The following is a 17205-nucleotide window of genomic DNA, read 5'->3' as shown; positions in this document are numbered from 1 at the left end:
TTTATCATTTCGAAGGCGATTTATCTTTATGAAGTATTTGCTTTATGCCTGTCTTGCTTATAGTGCTTCATGTTTTTCTCAAGACATGCCAGTAGCGCAACACGCCGTTAGCGCTGTTAATGCGAACAAAACTCTTCTTACTGACATTGAATTAGCAGGTTCACAGCTGGTTGCTGTAGGTAAACATGGTGTGGTTATTACAAGCTCAGATGCGCAATCTTGGCAACAAGCGAGTGTTCCAACACAAGTGCTACTCACAGCCGTTGATTTTTACAACAGCGACTTAGGCTGGGCATGTGGTCATGATGCAACCATCATTAACACAGTGGATGCAGGTAAAACATGGCAGTTACAACAATCTTTACCAAACATGGATAAACCGTGTTTGGATATCTTATTTACATCAGAAAAGCACGGTTATGCCGTTGGTGCTTATGGTATGTTCTTTGAAACCAATGATGGTGGTGAGCATTGGCAAAAGCGCTTTTTAGATAGTTTACTGTTTGAAGATGACCGTGATTATTTAAATGACTTAAAAGAAAATGATCCTGAGGGTTATGAAGTCGAGACAGCATCAATACTGCCACATTTTAATCGCATCGTTAAAGCCGGTGAGCGTTTGATTTTAGCCGGTGAAATGGGTCTGATGGCAGAAAGTGTCGACAATGGCCAAACATGGCAACGCCTCGAAGAGATCTATATGGGCTCTTTCTTTACGTTTGCGTCAACTGCAGATCAAGGTGGCGAAGACATCGTTGCAGGACTTCGTGGCAATATTTTTACTCGTCAAGCCGACAGTGATCAGTGGCAGCAAATCCCGCACAGCAATTATGCAACCGTGAATAGCGCAATTAATTACAATAATGAATGGCTATTATTTGCAAACAGTGGCGTGATTTTCCATATTAAAAATGATCAACTCTCAGAAGAACAAATGGCAGATGGTAAGTCATTACTCGATGGCGTTGTGTTTCAAAACAAACTGATTATGGCTTCAGAAAATGGCATTAAAGTGAAGGAGTTGAATCCGTAATGCGTGGTTTTTTAGATATTTTAGAAAGAGCGGTGTTTCGCCATCGCTTGTTCGCAATTATTTCTTTTGCTTTGATCACCTGTTTTTTATTATTCAAAGCAACGCAAATTCAATTAGACGCGTCGTTTAACAAAAATATTCCGCTCAATCATGACTACATGAAAGTTTACACTAAACACGAAAAGCAGTTTGGTGGCGCTAACAGTATTTTAATTTCAGTCTGTGATGCAGACGGTGATATTTTTAATGAAGAATTTTTTACTCAACTAAAAGCAGTTCACGACCAGCTTTACTTTATTCCTGGGGTAAATCGTCCGTTAGTAAATTCAATTTTTGCACCGAGTGCGCGTTTCGTTGAAGTGGTTGAAGATGGTTTCGCCGGTGGTCCCATTATTCCTGCAAACTTTACAGCAGACAAACGTGGTCTTGCGGTTGTAAAAGAAAACATCGAAAAAGCAAAAGTAGTTGGTCGCATGATTGCAAGCGACTACTCGTGTGCAATGGTAACTGCTCAGCTACTCGAGACTGATCCACAAACACAAGAAAAACTCGACACGTTAGCCTTTGCTGAAAAGTTAGAAACACAAGTACGTGAACCGCTAAGCACTGACAAGGTCAGTATTCATATTATCGGTTTTGCAAAAATGGCTGGGGATGTCGCAGAGGGCGCTAAGGGCGTACTGTTATTCTTTGCTATTGCTATTGCTTTCACATTTGTAATGGTTTGGCTGTTCTGCCACTCTTTAAAACTGACTATTTTACCGATTGCTTGTTCGATCATTGCTGTTGTTTGGCAGTTAGGTTTGCTGTCAAGCCTAGGCTTTGGTTTAGACCCTATGTCAATTTTGGTGCCGTTTTTAGTGTTTGCCATTGGTGTAAGCCATGGTGTGCAAATGATTAATGATATCGGTAAAAAAGTCACATCGGGCAGCTCAACCAGAGTGTGCTGTCAGGCAAGCTTTAGAGCACTACTTATTCCAGGCGGTATTGCTCTGTTATCTGATACTGTGGGCTTTTTAACTTTACTGACGATTGATATTGGTATTATTCGTGAGCTTGCTATTACCGCGAGCTTAGGTGTTGCGGTTATTATTTTCACAAACTTAATCTTATTGCCGGTTTGGGCTTCGTATATGCGCTTCGAAGGTTCAGTGCATATTCAAGCGGGTACACATACAGACAAACCGAATTTCTTAGATAAACTACGTGAACTGTTAGTTAAAGCAACAGACCGTAAAACAGCTGTGTTCATCATTGCACTGACAGCTGTGTTATTCGCTGTGGGCTATTGGCAAGCTGATAAGATGCGTATCGGTGATTTACATGCTGGTGCACCATCACTGCATCAAGATGCCCGTTATAACCAAGATACTTTCTTAATATCAGATAAATACACCATATCTTCAGATATCCTAAAAGTGATTGTTGAAGCCTATCCTGCAGCCTGTACTGAGCATGATGTGATGGAACGTATTAGTCGTTTCCAATGGCAAATGGAAAACGTAGCAGGGGTGCAATCGGCTGTGAGTTTAAGCTCAGTTGCGCAATCTGTGAATGCAGGCTTTAACGAAGGTAACTTAAAATGGCAAAGCTTGCCGCGAAACACCGCGAGCTTAGTGCAATCAACATCGCGTGTTGAAACAAGCTCAGGCTTACTTGATGGAAACTGTTCTGTCATGCCGGTGATTATTTTCTTAAATGACCACAAAGCAGAAACGATTGACCACGTTGTTGCTAAAGTTAAAGAGTTTGCTGCTGGCGAAGAAACTGACACGTTGAAGTTTAAACTTGCATCAGGGCCTGTGGGTGTAATGGCTGCAACGAACGAATCAGTATCAGCTGCACAGCTACCTATGATGCTTTACGTTTACGGCGCCGTAATCCTGCTATGCTTAATAAGCTTTAGAAGTGTGAAAGCCACAATCGCCGTAGTATTACCTCTGTACATCGTATCGACGTTAGCGCAAGCGTTGATGGTACAGTTAGAAATTGGCTTAACAGTGTCGACACTACCTGTTATCGCTTTAGGTGTTGGTATTGGTGTTGATTATGGGATTTATATACTGTCATCAATGATGGGGCAGCTAAAACAAGGTGTCGCACTGGAAGTGGCTTATCGCAATGCATTAGCAGAGCGTGGTAGCGCAGTGTTATTCACGGGTATTACCTTAGCCATCGGTGTCAGCACATGGATTTTCTCTGATCTGAAGTTCCAAGTAGATATGGGTATACTTTTGACCTTCATGTTCTTGGTTAACATGTTGGGTGCAGTATTACTTTTACCTGCAATTGGCAGCTTCCTCTGGACTGACCAGAAAAAATAATGTGAATAATTGTGCTCCAATATGGCCAGTAATGGCCATTTATATCTATATTTTGTGAATAGATGACCAAATAGCTGAAAAGCTTAAAATGATTTCATCGAAAAGGCTGTTTATTAGCTGTAAAAGAGTTAGAATTTACCTGACTCCACGCTAATAAATGGCTGTACAAATATTCTACTAATCGATAAGTAGTATAGATTAAGGAACATACAATGACACGAAATGAAGGGCAAGCCTCGGTTATCTTAGATAATGTCTGTAAGCTGATCCAGAAAAAAGTTCACGCTGATAATGTGTTACTCGTTGAGAAATTCGCCAAAGCCTTGTACAGCAATATGTCTAAAGAGGATTTGGCACATCGCAACGATAGTGACTTATATGGCGCTGCACTAAGCCTATGGAACTCGCTAGAAAAAAATAATTCTGATGACGCGGTTGTCCGTGTCTTCAACCCAGAAGTAGCAAAAGATGGCTGGCAGTCATCGCACACTATTGTTGAAATCATCGCGAAAGACATGCCTTTCTTAGTTGATTCTGTGCGTATGGCCATGACTCGCGCAAACATCGCTTCTCACTTATTACTTCACTCTCCGCTGAAAATCCAACGTGATAAAAACACGAAAATCACGGGTATTTCAAGCTTAAAGGCAGAACAAGAATCAACGTCGACAAAAACTGTGTTCTTTATCGAAATTGACCGTCAAACAGATGCAAAAGTAATTGAGTCTTTCAAAGAAGAACTTGAATCTGTGCTTGTTGATGTATCGATTGCTGTAGAAGATTGGAAGCCAATTCGTGACAAGTTGATTGCGGTAACCAAAGAGCTACCAAAACGCCATCATAATAATAACGATAGTGAAGTTGCTGAAACCGTTGAGTTTTTAGACTGGTTAGCAAAAGATAACTTTACCTTAATGGGTTATCGTGAATACGAATTATCAGCGGTTAAAGGTGATTATCAATTAAAAGGTAAAAAGGGCACTAGCCTTGGTTTGATGAAAAATTCAGATGAAGAGCACAGCCGTTTATTATCAGAATTACCTGAAGTTGCTCGTCAAGAAGCACGTAGCAATAACTTACTGATCTTAACTAAAACTAACTCAGTATCTCGCGTTCATCGCCCAGCTTATATCGATTACGTAGGTATTAAGCGTTTTGATGACAAAGGCAATGTAATTGGTGAAGACCGTTTTATCGGTTTATTCTCATCAAGCTTCTACAACAATAGCGCTGCTGATGTGCCGGTACTAAAAAGTAAAATTAACCGCATCATGGATATGTGTGATTTTGCAAAAGGTACACACGCATACAAAGCGGTATTAAACATTCTAGAAACGTATCCACGTGATGAACTTGTGCAAGCACGTGAAACAGAGCTACTTGAAGTTGCGATGGGTGTATTGCAAGTTCAAGAGCGTGATATGTGTCGCTTGTTCGTTCGTAAAGACGCTTATGGTCGTTTCTTATCTTGCATGGTTTACGTACCACGTGAGCGCTACAACACGGCTCTTCGTCGTGAAACGCAACGTATCTTAGCCAATGCATTTAATTCTGACGATAAAGTCGAATTTACTACTTTCTTCTCTGAGTCAACATTAGCCCGTACACACTATACGGTGCGTGTGACTGACAATAATATTGAATATAACGTGAAAGACATCGAAAACAACCTAATTGAAGCTGCCCGTACATGGGAAGATAGACTCCAATCTGCACTCTTAGAAAGCGCAGGTGAAGCACGTGGTAAAGAATTAAACCGTAAATATGCGCAAGCGTTTGCAAGTGCGTATAAAGACCAGGTTCTACCAAGTGCAGCGGTTGTTGATATTGAAAAACTTGAACTTCTGAATGACGAAAACAAACTAGAAATGTTGTTCTATCGTCCACAAGAAGAAGCAAATACCAACGTAGTTCGTTTAAGCTTATTCCATAAAGATGAGCCAATCCACTTATCTGACGTCATGCCAATGTTAGAAAACTTTGGTTTACGTGTCGTGGGTGAAACGCCTTACTCAGTTAAAACAACTGATGGTAAAGTTAATTGGATCATGGACTTCACCATGCTAATTGACAACAAAGGCATTGCTGACTTTGATAAAGTTTCAGCGCGTTTCCGTGCTGCATTAACAAATGTGTGGAATAACCGTTTAGAAAACGATGGTTTCAACCGCTTAGTATTAATGGGTGGTTTAACGGGTCGCGAAGCGTCTATTCTTCGCGCCTATGCAAAATACATGCGTCAAATTGGTGTAACGTTCTCACAGACTTACATTGAAAGCACATTTGCAAATTACCCACACATTGCATCGCAAATCGTAAACTTATTCACTAAAAAGTTCTCAGTTAAGAACCCTGGCAGTGAAAAAGTTTTAGAAAAGCTAATCGCACAAATTTATTTAGAACTTGAAAACGTAGCGAACCTGGATGATGACCGTATCATTCGTTTATACGTAGACATGATCATCGCGACACTAAGAACGAACTTCTTCCAAAAAGAAGCGGATGGCCAATTTAAGTCATATGTATCGTTCAAGGTTCAGCCTTCTATGATCCCAGAAATGCCATTACCGCTTCCAGCGTTTGAGATTTTCGTATACTCACCGCGCGTTGAAGGTGTGCATTTACGTGGTGGTAAAGTTGCGCGTGGTGGTTTACGTTGGTCTGACCGTCGTGAAGATTTCCGTACTGAAGTACTGGGTCTTGTTAAAGCGCAACAAGTTAAAAACACGGTTATCGTGCCAGTAGGTTCTAAAGGTGGTTTCGTATGTAAACAGCTACCGACAGACCGTGAAGCGTTCTTTAAAGAAGGCCAAGAGTGTTACAAAATCTTCATCCGTGGTTTATTAGATATCACAGATAACATCGAACGTGGTGAGATTGTGCCACCAGTTGATGTTGTTCGTCATGATGAAGATGATCCGTATTTAGTAGTTGCTGCCGATAAGGGTACTGCGACTTTCTCTGATATCGCTAACGGCATCGCAAATGAATATAACTTCTGGCTAGGGGATGCATTCGCATCTGGTGGTTCAGTTGGTTATGACCATAAGAAAATGGGTATCACTGCTAAAGGTGGTTGGGAATCTGTTAAACGTCATTTCCGCGAAATGGATATTGACTGTCAAACAACAGACTTCACTGTTGTGGCTATCGGTGACATGGCAGGTGATGTATTTGGTAACGGTATGCTGCTTTCTAAGCACATTCGCTTACAAGTTGCATTTAACCACATGCATATCTTCGTTGATCCAAACCCAGATGCAGCGGCATCTTACCCAGAGCGTGAGCGTTTATTCAATCTACCGCGTTCTTCTTGGGAAGATTACAACAAAGACCTTATTTCACAAGGTGGTGGTGTATTCTCTCGTGCGGCTAAATCAATTAGCTTAAGCCCTGAAATGAAGAAAATGCTTGGCACTAAAAAAGCAAGCATGACACCTAACGAGTTAATCAAAGCTGCACTGATGATGGAGTTTGATTTACTTTGGAATGGTGGTATCGGTACTTACATCAAGAACTCTAAAGAGACAGATGCTGATGTGGGTGACCGCGCGAATGATGCACTTCGTATTAATGGTTCTGAGCTTGGTGCGAAGATCTTAGGTGAGGGCGGTAACTTAGGTGCGACGCAACTTGGTCGTATCGAATTTGCTGCGAAAGGCGGTCGTGTTAACACTGACTTCATCGATAACGTAGGTGGTGTTGCGTGTTCAGATAACGAAGTAAACATTAAGATCTTACTGAATGGTCTAGTTGCTGAAGGTGACTTAACGCGTAAACAACGTGATGAGTTACTTTATTCAATGACTGATGAAGTGTCTGAGTTAGTATTAAAAGACTGTTATCGTCAAACACATACCTTATCGATTACACAATCAAAAGGTACATCAACGCTTAAAGAAAAAGTACGCTTTATCCATGCCCTTGAAAAAGACGGCAAGCTTAACCGTGCAATCGAGTTCATCCCAACAGATGAAGAACTTGCAGAGCGTGCAGCAGCGGGTAAAGACTTAACTCGTCCAGAGCTTTCTGTACTTGTTTCTTACGCGAAAATGGTTCTTAAAGAGTCTCTAGTGGTTGATGAAATCACAGAAAACCCTTATTACCGTCAGTTATTAGTTAATTCATTCCCGGTACCACTTCGTGAGAAGTTCAACGATGCAATGGATAACCACCCACTTCGTAAAGAGATTATCGCAACGAAACTTGCAAACAACATCGTTAACGATATGGGTCTTAACTTTATGGTTCGTATGCACGAAGAAACAGGTGCTAACGAAGCTGAAATCGCACTTTGCTACTCAATTGCAAAAGAAGTGTTCCAGATGCCAGAAACATGGTCATCAATTGTTGCACTTGATAATAAGATCCCAGCAGCTGTACAAACAGAAATGCTATATCAATTACGTCGTACGGTTCGTCGTGCAACACGTTGGTTCTTACGTCATCGCAATAAAGCACAAACGATTGAGCAAGCAATTGAATTCTTTGCACCAACATTTGCTGATTTAAGTGAAAACTTAAACAGCTACATGGTTGAAAAAGAAAGCGAGCGCCTAGTTAAAGCGGCAGATAAGCTAATTGACAGCAATGTACCAAAAGCACTTGCAACACGTATTGTGTCACTATCAAGCTTATTCTCTGTCATGGACTTAGCTGAAATCGCTAACAATTCAGAGCGTAGCATTGATATGGTTTCTAACACCTACTTCAAGTTAGGTGCGCGTATGGGCTTACATTGGTTCCTTGACCAAATCACCAACCAACCAGTTGCGAACCACTGGCAAGCACTTGCTCGTGCTTCTTACCGTGAAGAGCTGGATTGGCAACAACGTACATTATCAGCTGTGGTACTTAATAGCTTTGCTGCAGACAGCAAAGACATTGATGCACAAATTGATGAGTGGATGGATAACCAAGATCTACTATTACAACGTTGGAAGCAGATGCTATCTGAGTTCAAAACATCGCAAAGCCATGATTTTGCGAAGTTCTCAGTGGCACTTCGTGAACTAATGTTGTTAAGCCACAACTGTGACACTTCCAAATAAGTGAAAAGTCGTTAAAATACATACCCCAGCTCGCTGGGGTATTTTTTTGCCCTTAATTTGCAATGGTCCGTTTACAAACGGCTACCTTGTTTATTTTTACCTAAGGAACAAACCATGTTTTATGATCTAGCTCGCCGTTTTATGTTTACCCGTGATGCGGAGTGGGCTCATGAATTTGCACTTAATAATTTACGCCGATTTGCTCATACGCCATTGAGTGCTGCGTGGTCACAAACTGTCCCTAATAAACCCGTTAACTTTTTAGGTTTAGAGTTTAAAAACCCAGTAGGTTTAGCGGCAGGCTTAGATAAAAATGCCGAGTGTATTGATGCATTTTCGCAAATGGGTTTTGGTTTTGTTGAAGTAGGCACTGTTACACCACGTCCTCAAGCGGGTAATGACAAACCACGTATTTTCCGCTTACCTGAATCAAATGCGATTATTAACCGCATGGGCTTTAACAATAAGGGCGTTGATAACCTAGTTAACAATGTTAAAGAAGCGAAATACGACGGTATTCTAGGTATTAATATTGGTAAAAATAAAGATACACCAAACGAGCAGGGTAAAGATGACTACATCCACTGTATGCGCAAAGTATTTGAGCATGCATCATACATCACAGTAAATATTTCTTCACCGAATACGCCAGGCCTTCGTGACTTACAATATGGTGAGGCGCTGGATGACTTATTACAAAGCTTAAAGAACGAGCAACTTGATCTAATTGCTAAACACAACAAACAAGTGCCAATGCTGGTTAAGATCGCCCCTGATCTTGATGAAGTGCAAATTGCCCAGGTAAGTGAGTCATTGATCACTAATAAGATCGATGGTGTTATTGCAACAAATACGACGCTTGAGCGTGCGGCAGTACAAGGCCAACAATACGCAAACGAAGCGGGAGGTTTATCTGGCCAACCAGTACGTCAGCGTTCAACCCACGTGGTTAGTGAGCTTAAGCGTTTAACTGATGGTAAGTTACCTATCATTGGTGTGGGTGGTATTGATGATGCGGATTCTGCAAAAGAGAAATTTGCAGCGGGTGCAGACCTTGTTCAAGTTTACACTGGATTCATTTATAAAGGCCCAGAATTGGTAAAAACGATCCTAAATAGCTTATAAGGATCAGTTATCTAAGCAATTGATCATTAATAAAATGTTCTAAGAAATCATTTTATTAATGGTCTGCTTTAGTTATAATTTACGATTAAGCGCACAGTATTTATTCGTTAGGGAGGAGACATGTTACAAGCATCTAAGCAATGGAAATGGCTTGCTTGTGCGAAAAATAATCGTCTTTTGGTTGACCTTGACCAAGATATGCAACTGTGCACGCCTTATAAACTTCGCCAACTCACTGATGCAGTATTAGAACAACCAAACTTCAGCCTTGAAGATGCGGCTTTCTATCAGCAAGTTTATCAATACCTCGAAACATTCTCACTGTGGAACCCAGCACAGCTTTGTCAAATTGCCCTTAACGCTACAGCGGTTAAATTTCATTTAAAACCAGTACTTGCAAAAAGTTGGTTCTTTCATGAGTATCATGGCAGCCAGCCAAGTGTCGAAGCTGTAGTGAAATTGTGCTCACAGGCACAAGAAGGGGAGTTTTTAATTGTTGACCATTCAAGTGAAGCGTCGGTATGTATTAACCTAAGCCAACACTTTCAACTAGACGAAAACCTTTCTCTTGAACAGTTTGAGGCTATTAAGGTTTTAAATAACCGTATCCATCCTGTTTATATTCAACAAAAACAGTTTAAATCTGCCTAGGGCGTGTTGACCTTTGTGAATTAAAATTTGTTCACTCTAGGGGCGATTTAATCGCGGCGCGAGATTTGTAACCTAGTGGGCTAAGTAAAAATCGAGCAACAAAGAGTTAATCGCCCCTAGGAAGAACCCGAAGGGCAGCGCGTGTTTGGCATTTATGCTGCGTTATCGCCTATTTATGGGAAACAATCACACTACATAGGCTCTGCCTTGCCAAAATACCAAACACACTGCTGCAAAATTAATCAAAAAAAGTCAACACGCCCTACTATCCCTGCAAATGTTGGCGTTTTTGTTCGCCAAGCTATGCTATAATCCTGCGCAATTAGCATTTAAGGGTTTTTACTTTGCAATTTATCGCACTTACTTCTATCGGAATAGAAAATTTACTTGTTGATGAGCTTACTACACTCGGTGCAGAAGTCTCTAAACAAACCGTGGGCTCTGTACGTTTTGAAGCAGATAGCTTATTAGCACAGAAGATTTGTTTATCGAGCCGTTTTGCGACTCGTATCATGATGCTGATAGAAGAAAAGGAAGGCGTAAAAGACAAAGACAGCCTTTATCAATTTGCGCGACTGCAGCCTTGGCAAGAGTGGTTTGGTCCTAAACAAACTTTCGCTGTTGATTTTAGCGGCACCAATAACGATTTAAAAAATACACAATTTTCAGGTCTTGTTGTAAAAGATGCGATTGTTGATTATTTTGCAGATTTATTCGAACAACGCCCAGATGTTGATAAATACAATGCCAATGTTCGTGTTGTAGCAAGGTTGAACCGTCAAGGTGTTGCGCTTTATATAGATTATTCTGGCCCGCGTTTATCTGAGCGTGGTTATCGTCAAGATCAAGGTAAAGCGCCAATTAAAGAGCACTTAGCAGCAGCACTAGTGAAACGAAGTGGCTGGCTTGAAAACGTACAACAACCTTTGTTCGATCCTTGCTGTGGTTCAGGTACTATTTTAATTGAAGCTGCAAGCATGGCGCGCAATGAAGCGCCGGGTTTATTCCGCGAAGGTTTTGCCTTTGAGCGTCTACCAAGTTTCCGTATTCAAAAGTACAAAGAATTAAAAGCTGAATTAATGGCACAAATTACTGATCCTAAACTTTGGCTTATTGGTCATGATATTGACGGTAGTGTTATTGCAAAAGCGCAAGAAAACGCAGAGCGCGCAGACCTTGGTAGTGTGATTAAATTCAAACAGAGTGATGCGACTAAACTAACGTCTGTTGCAAAACTTCCGGGTGTAGTGATATCAAACTTACCTTATGGTGAACGATTAGGTTCAATGGCGGAGCTGGTGAACTTACACCGTAGCTTAGGTGTAGGCTTTAAAAAGCACTTTAATCATTGGAAACTTGCTTTGCTTGGCACCGATGAAAGCTTATTTAAGCTATTAAAATTAGTTAAGTTAAAACGCTATAAGTTTAAAAATGGCCCGTTAGATGTGGTATTAAATCTATACCAATTAGATGATAAACAAGTAGAACTTAGTAAAGAAGATAAACCTGCTCTTAATTTTGAAGGTTCAACAGCGTTTGCAAATCGTTTAAAGAAAAACAAGCAAAACTTAAAGAACTGGTTAAAGCAAAATGAAGTAAGCTGTTATCGTGTTTATGATGCGGATATTCCAGAATATAACGTAGCTGTTGATGTATACGATGATTCAGCGGTTATTTTTGAATACGCTGCGCCAAAAGAAATTGATGACAATACAGCACAAAAACGTCTACAAGATGTGATTAGTCTGACTGCTGAGCAGTTAGAAATTGCCCCTGAAAATATTGCGGTTAAAGTGCGTAAAAAGCAAAAAGGTGAAGAGCAATATACCAAGGTATCAAAGCAAAATCGCACACAAGTGGTAGAAGAATTTGGTGCGAAATTTAAAGTGAACCTATTTGATTACCTAGATACGGGTTTATTTTTAGATCACCGCTTGGCACGTCGTTATATTCAACAAAACGCACAAGGTAAACGTTTCTTAAACTTGTTTGCCTATACTGGCAGCGCATCTGTACATGCTGCTGTTGGTGGCGCTAAAGCCATTACCACGGTTGATATGTCGAAAACTTATTTAAAGTGGGCACAAGAAAACTTTGCGCTTAATGACATAAGTAATACACGTTATCGTTTTGAACAAGCTGATTGCTTGAAATGGCTTGAGTATGCTCAAGGTCAATACGATTTAATCTTCTTAGATCCACCGACGTTCTCAAATTCAAAACGTATGAAAGATGCATTTGATGTACAACGTGACCATATCAAACTACTTACTTGGGTTAAGAAAATCTTAAGCCCGAATGGTACGCTTATATTCTCAAACAATAAGCGTGGCTTTAGCATGGATGAAGTCGGGTTAATGGGCCTAGGTTTGAAAGCAGAAAACATTTCTGACAAGACCTTATCACCAGATTTTAAGCGTAATAAGCAAATTCATAATAGCTGGCTTATTACCCATGGCTAATTTTACCCTGTACCACACTGATGGCTGTCATCTGTGTGACATGGCCGATGAATTATTAATTGCTACAAACGCTTCGTTTGTAGCAAAAGACATTATGGACAGTGAACAGCTGATTGAACTTTACCAAACCAGTATTCCGGTTGTGGAATCTCATCAAGGCAAGAAATTATTTTGGCCTTTTGATGCTGAGCAATTAGCGCAATTTATTGCTGATAATAAAGAATAAGAGTAGTAATCACGATGGATTTAATCAGAATAGCCAAAGCTCAACTCGCTTATGGTACGCATCCGCTACTAGATGATGCCGATGCCGTTATTGAGTCAGGTGAGCGCGTTTGTATCGTTGGTCGAAACGGTGCAGGTAAATCAACACTATTAAAAGTACTTGATGGCCAAGTGACATTGGATGATGGTGAAATCAACCAATTAGGCGGTATTCGCATTTCACGTTTAGAGCAAGATCCACCAAAAGGGGCGGCAGGCTCAGTATTTGATTATGTCGCGCAGGGCATGCCTGACATTGCTAACTTACTGATAGAATATCACCAAGTTAGTAATCAAATGCAGACAGATTATAACGATAAATTGCTTAACAAATTAGAGCGTTTATCTAATCAATTAGAAACCGTTGATGGCTGGCGTTTTGATACCCGTATTCAGCTCGTTTTATCTCGCTTAGAGCTAGACCCAGAAGCCAAGCTGGAATCATTATCGGGTGGTTGGCTACGTAAAGTTGCTCTTGCACGAGCCTTGGTTAGTGAACCTGATTTACTGCTACTTGATGAGCCTACCAACCACTTAGATATGAGTAGTGTTATTTGGCTTGAGCAGTTTTTAAAAGAGTTTAAAGGCGGTATCGTTTTTATTTCTCACGACCGTGCATTCATTCGAGCAGTTGCAACCCGTATTCTTGATTTAGACCGTGGTAAGCTGGTTTCGTACCCTGGCGATTACGCGACGTACCTTGAACAAAAAGCGCATGATCTAAAAGTAGAAGAAACACAAAACGCATTATTTGATAAGCGCTTAGCAGAAGAAGAAGCGTGGATCCGCCAAGGTATCAAAGCACGTAGAACGCGTAATGAAGGCCGTGTACGCGCTTTAAAAGAGTTACGTAAAGAGCGTAAGCAGCGTGTTGATCAAGTTGGTAAAACTGATTTCAATATTGAAACAGCGGACCGTTCTGGCAAGTTAGTATTCGAAGCGAAAAACATCTGTCATGCATTTAAAGATAAAGTGATCGCGAAAGATTTCTCGACCCTTGTTATGCGTGGCGATCGTGTTGGCCTGGTCGGACCCAATGGTATTGGTAAAACAACACTGCTTAAAATTTTATTTGGTGACTTAACACCTGATAGCGGCAGTGTTAAGCAAGGTGTTAACTTAGAGTTTGCTTATTTTGACCAGTATCGTCAAAAGCTTGATGAAGAAGCCACAGTACAAGATAACGTAGCTGAAGGTAAGCAAGAAGTGATGATGGGCGGGCGCTCACGTCATGTACTTGGTTACTTACAAGACTTCTTATTTCCGCCGGCAAGAGCACGTACACCGGTAAAAGCATTATCGGGTGGTGAGAAAAACCGCTTATTATTAGCAAAGTTATTTTTAAAGCCATCGAATATTATCGTACTCGATGAGCCAACCAATGACCTAGATATTGAAACCTTAGAGCTTTTAGAAGAGATTATTAACCAATATCAGGGCACTGTACTGATTGTAAGCCATGACCGTGAATTTATTGATAATACTTGTAATTCTGTCTGGGCATTTGAAGGTAACGGCAAGATCACTGACATTGTCGGAGGCTATAGCGACTATGAAGCATATGCTGCTCATTTAGCTGAGCAAGAAAAACAACAACAGCAACAAATTAAGCAAGAAAAGCCGCCCGTTGTTAGCCAAGATAAAACACCAAAGAAAAGTAATAAACTCTCTTACAAATTAAAACTTGAATTAGAAGAATTACCCAGTAAAGTGGAACAACTTGAAAAAGCGTTAGACGCTCAGCAAGTTGTGGTTAATGACCCAGACTTTTTTAAGCAAGATGCTGCAATTACGACAGAAGCATTGAACCATTTAGCCGAGTTAGAGTCTGAGCTTGAAGCCGCTTTTGAGCGCTGGGAAGAACTCGAAGATTTAAAGAATCAGTAGTAAGGATTAAAATGAAATACAAATTACTCGCTGCCAGTATTTTAGCCACCCTAAGTACCTCAGCGATGAGCGCAACCTATAAATTAGAAGAATTAGGTGGCGTTGATGGCGCTAAATTTAACTACGTAACAGATGTTAGTGAAAACGGTCACATCATAGGCTTAGCAAATGGCCTTTACAAATTACCCGTTGATGTCTCTTATATCGATTTTACAGATTCGTTGATCAAAGATGCTTATGATACAGCTAAAAAGCAGTATGAACTCATTGATAAAGAAATTACTTTCACCCTTGATGATATTGCGAATAACGATGCGGTAAATACCAATGCCGATGCCCATTCATTTATGGTTAGTTTTTTAACAGGTCGTTCAACTGATTCTGAATATCAAAAACTATCAAGCGCTATAGCGACGGTATATTCATCTGAAGGTTCAACAGAGCAAGTATTATTTGATGAACAATCGCTTGATTTTGACGGCTTAACACGTTCGACGTCTAACTTACTAAATGCAGTAACAGATGACGGTGTAATGGTCGGTTGGGGTAGTGCACCTTACGAAAAAACATCGTTCACACAAACTGATGAAGACGAAGAAGAAACACACTTCTTAAGAGACTTTATTAGTCGTGCGATTGTAATCTCAGAAGATGGTGTGAAAGTTGAACTCGCACCTGAGTTTGATGATTACGGCGGTATTAGCTCGGCAAATGACATTATTAAAACAGCTAATGGCTATGAAGTTGTAGGTACAGTATCAACGGATATCGCGGTTGACCCACTTGATGATATTACCGATAACTGTGATGGTGAAGATGAGCCAGTTTCAGACTGTGTAGAAGCTTATAATCGTACTTATACAACTGGCATCTATAACAAACGCGCTGTGAAATGGACGCTTGATAGTAGTCTTAATATCACTAACACTGAAATTTTTGGTTTAGGTTTAACACCTGAAGATGATGAAGATTTTGCTTTTCGAAGTAACGCACTTGCTATCAACGAAAATGGTCTGGTTGTAGGTACTTCTGATGTTCGTTATAAAAGCAATAGCACCCGCATCACTATGCCTGTTATCTTCGAAAATGGTGAAGTAAAAGAGTTTATCAATCAAGAAGACGATTGGATTTCGGGACAGCCACTTGCTGTAAATAATAACGATGTTGTTGTTGGTTACGCAAGCAAACGTATTGATGGTACAACGCGCACAAAATTCTTCTACTACGATAAAAAAAGTGACAGTGTTGTTTTCCCAACTGATTACTTCTCGAGCTCAAGTTCGTTAGCAAATGATGTTAATGACAATGGGATCGTTGTTGGTGAAGGTGAAACTGACATTTACAATACTTCTACGCGTCGTCGTGAAGGTTTCATGTACACCATTGGTGAAGATAAAGTTGTTAACTTAAACGATTTATTACCATGTTACGAAGAAGATGGTGAGACACGCTTTAAGTATACGGTTGCTGAAGCTAAATCAATTAACAACAATAATGAAATCTTCGGTGTTGCGACTAAAACAGTCGAAAAGACAGATTCATTTGGCAATGTAGTTGTCGATGTTGATGGTAATATCGAATATGAAAGTATTGCAGTTGCTGTTAAATTAACGCCAATTGATGGCAGTGTAGAAGAGTGTCCAGCGGAAGAGATTGAACAATATGAGCGTCAATCTGCAAGTTTTCCTTGGTATGCACTATTGTTAGTGCCATTTGCAGCTGCACGTCGCTTCTTTAAAAAGTAATCGTTTCGTAATCGAGACTTACTAATCAATATTAAAAAACCCAGCGTCAAGCTGGGTTTTTTGTCTATACTAAAATTATAAATTGCTAATATTATTTTTTATGGCGATGTATCCAGGCTTTGCGCACTGAGCGCTTCCAAAGCATATCGATACCAAAATAACCAATAATAGCCGCAGCCGTTGCACAAATAAGTGAACCAACTAAAAACGCAGGACCGATAGTTGTCAGGCTTTCGATGAACCATTGCCAGCTTGGTTCAAATTGGAAATGCTGTGGAGGCTGGGCTAGGGCAATCGTGCCAACAATATATGAACAATAGAAAATAGGAGGCATTGTTAGTGGGTTTGTGATCCACACTGTCGCAACAGAGATAGGTAAATTCACTCGAAATGGAATAGCCAGGGCGGCTGCAAGAACCATTTGAAAAGGAACAGGGATGAATGCGAAAAATAAACCAACCGCAAATGCACCGCGTGCAGAGCGTCTATTTAAGTGCCACAAATTGGCATCATGCAATAAACGACCAAAAATTCTTAAATACTTGTGTTCTCTTACCTTGTTATGATCAGGTAAAAACCGTTGGATCGTTTTTTTAGCCATTTAAAGCAACCATTTACATCAATTTGGTTATGCAGCGGCTTTGTCATAGGCTGTTTTATCAC

The 17205-nt window shown here is 40.4% G+C and carries 10 protein-coding genes; 9 read left to right on the top strand and 1 reads right to left on the bottom strand.

Annotated elements, in window-relative coordinates:
- The first annotated feature begins 28 nt into the window (after positions 1-28).
- From NH153_RS15700 to NH153_RS15660, 9 genes are all read left to right on the top strand, one after another.
- Positions 29-1033 (top strand): WD40/YVTN/BNR-like repeat-containing protein, encoded by a 1005-nt coding sequence (locus NH153_RS15700; protein ID WP_063705561.1) that lies wholly within the window; start codon positions 29-31, stop codon positions 1031-1033.
- On the top strand, positions 1033-3357 hold the full coding sequence (locus NH153_RS15695; protein WP_063705559.1) for an efflux RND transporter permease subunit: 2325 nt from the start codon (positions 1033-1035) through the stop codon (positions 3355-3357). The genes NH153_RS15700 and NH153_RS15695 overlap by 1 nt, the downstream gene beginning before the upstream one ends.
- 212 nt (positions 3358-3569) lie before the next feature.
- Complete coding sequence (locus tag NH153_RS15690) at positions 3570-8408, top strand: NAD-glutamate dehydrogenase (protein WP_063705557.1); 4839 nt, start codon at positions 3570-3572, stop codon at positions 8406-8408.
- 114 nt (positions 8409-8522) lie between these two features.
- On the top strand, positions 8523-9533 hold the full coding sequence (pyrD, locus tag NH153_RS15685; RefSeq protein ID WP_063705555.1) for a quinone-dependent dihydroorotate dehydrogenase: 1011 nt from the start codon (positions 8523-8525) through the stop codon (positions 9531-9533).
- A gap of 120 nt (positions 9534-9653) precedes the next feature.
- Entirely contained in the window at positions 9654-10184 is a 531-nt protein-coding gene (locus NH153_RS15680; RefSeq protein WP_063705553.1) for a cell division protein ZapC domain-containing protein, read from the top strand.
- A gap of 344 nt (positions 10185-10528) precedes the next feature.
- Positions 10529-12646, top strand: coding sequence for a bifunctional 23S rRNA (guanine(2069)-N(7))-methyltransferase RlmK/23S rRNA (guanine(2445)-N(2))-methyltransferase RlmL (rlmKL, locus tag NH153_RS15675; RefSeq protein WP_063705551.1), 2118 nt, complete (start codon positions 10529-10531; stop codon positions 12644-12646).
- Positions 12639-12872: a glutaredoxin family protein gene (locus tag NH153_RS15670; RefSeq protein WP_063705548.1), complete on the top strand. Its 234-nt coding sequence runs from the start codon at positions 12639-12641 to the stop codon at positions 12870-12872. The genes rlmKL and NH153_RS15670 overlap by 8 nt, the downstream gene beginning before the upstream one ends.
- Before the next feature lie 14 nt (positions 12873-12886).
- Complete coding sequence (gene uup / locus NH153_RS15665) at positions 12887-14797, top strand: ATP-binding cassette ATPase Uup (RefSeq protein WP_063705546.1); 1911 nt, start codon at positions 12887-12889, stop codon at positions 14795-14797.
- Between the two features lie 11 nt (positions 14798-14808).
- Entirely contained in the window at positions 14809-16542 is a 1734-nt protein-coding gene (locus tag NH153_RS15660) for a DUF3466 family protein (RefSeq protein WP_063705544.1), read from the top strand.
- A gap of 91 nt (positions 16543-16633) precedes the next feature.
- Here the strand turns inward: NH153_RS15660 and NH153_RS15655 are convergent, their stop codons facing one another.
- The gene (locus tag NH153_RS15655; protein ID WP_063706174.1) at positions 16634-17143 is read right to left on the bottom strand and encodes a DUF2062 domain-containing protein; all 510 of its coding nucleotides are present in this window, start codon (positions 17141-17143) and stop codon (positions 16634-16636) included.
- Between the last annotated feature and the right edge of the window lie 62 nt (positions 17144-17205).

The organism is Pseudoalteromonas gelatinilytica, assembly GCF_001641615.1.
GTDB lineage: Bacteria > Pseudomonadota > Gammaproteobacteria > Enterobacterales > Alteromonadaceae > Pseudoalteromonas > Pseudoalteromonas gelatinilytica.
This window is presented reverse-complemented; position numbering and strand designations above follow the sequence as displayed.

What these genes read in the sequence shown, in the direction of transcription:
- NH153_RS15700 (WP_063705561.1), top strand. Translation starts at nt 29, where the DNA reads ATGAAGTATTTGCTTTATGCCTGTCTTGCTTATAGTGCTTCATGTTTT.
- NH153_RS15695 (WP_063705559.1), top strand. Translation starts at nt 1,033, where the DNA reads ATGCGTGGTTTTTTAGATATTTTAGAAAGAGCGGTGTTTCGCCATCGC.
- NH153_RS15690 (WP_063705557.1), top strand. Translation starts at nt 3,570, where the DNA reads ATGACACGAAATGAAGGGCAAGCCTCGGTTATCTTAGATAATGTCTGT.
- pyrD (WP_063705555.1), top strand. Translation starts at nt 8,523, where the DNA reads ATGTTTTATGATCTAGCTCGCCGTTTTATGTTTACCCGTGATGCGGAG.
- NH153_RS15680 (WP_063705553.1), top strand. Translation starts at nt 9,654, where the DNA reads ATGTTACAAGCATCTAAGCAATGGAAATGGCTTGCTTGTGCGAAAAAT.
- NH153_RS15670 (WP_063705548.1), top strand. Translation starts at nt 12,639, where the DNA reads ATGGCTAATTTTACCCTGTACCACACTGATGGCTGTCATCTGTGTGAC.
- uup (WP_063705546.1), top strand. Translation starts at nt 12,887, where the DNA reads ATGGATTTAATCAGAATAGCCAAAGCTCAACTCGCTTATGGTACGCAT.
- NH153_RS15660 (WP_063705544.1), top strand. Translation starts at nt 14,809, where the DNA reads ATGAAATACAAATTACTCGCTGCCAGTATTTTAGCCACCCTAAGTACC.
- NH153_RS15655 (WP_063706174.1), bottom strand. Translation starts at nt 17,143, where the DNA reads ATGGCTAAAAAAACGATCCAACGGTTTTTACCTGATCATAACAAGGTA.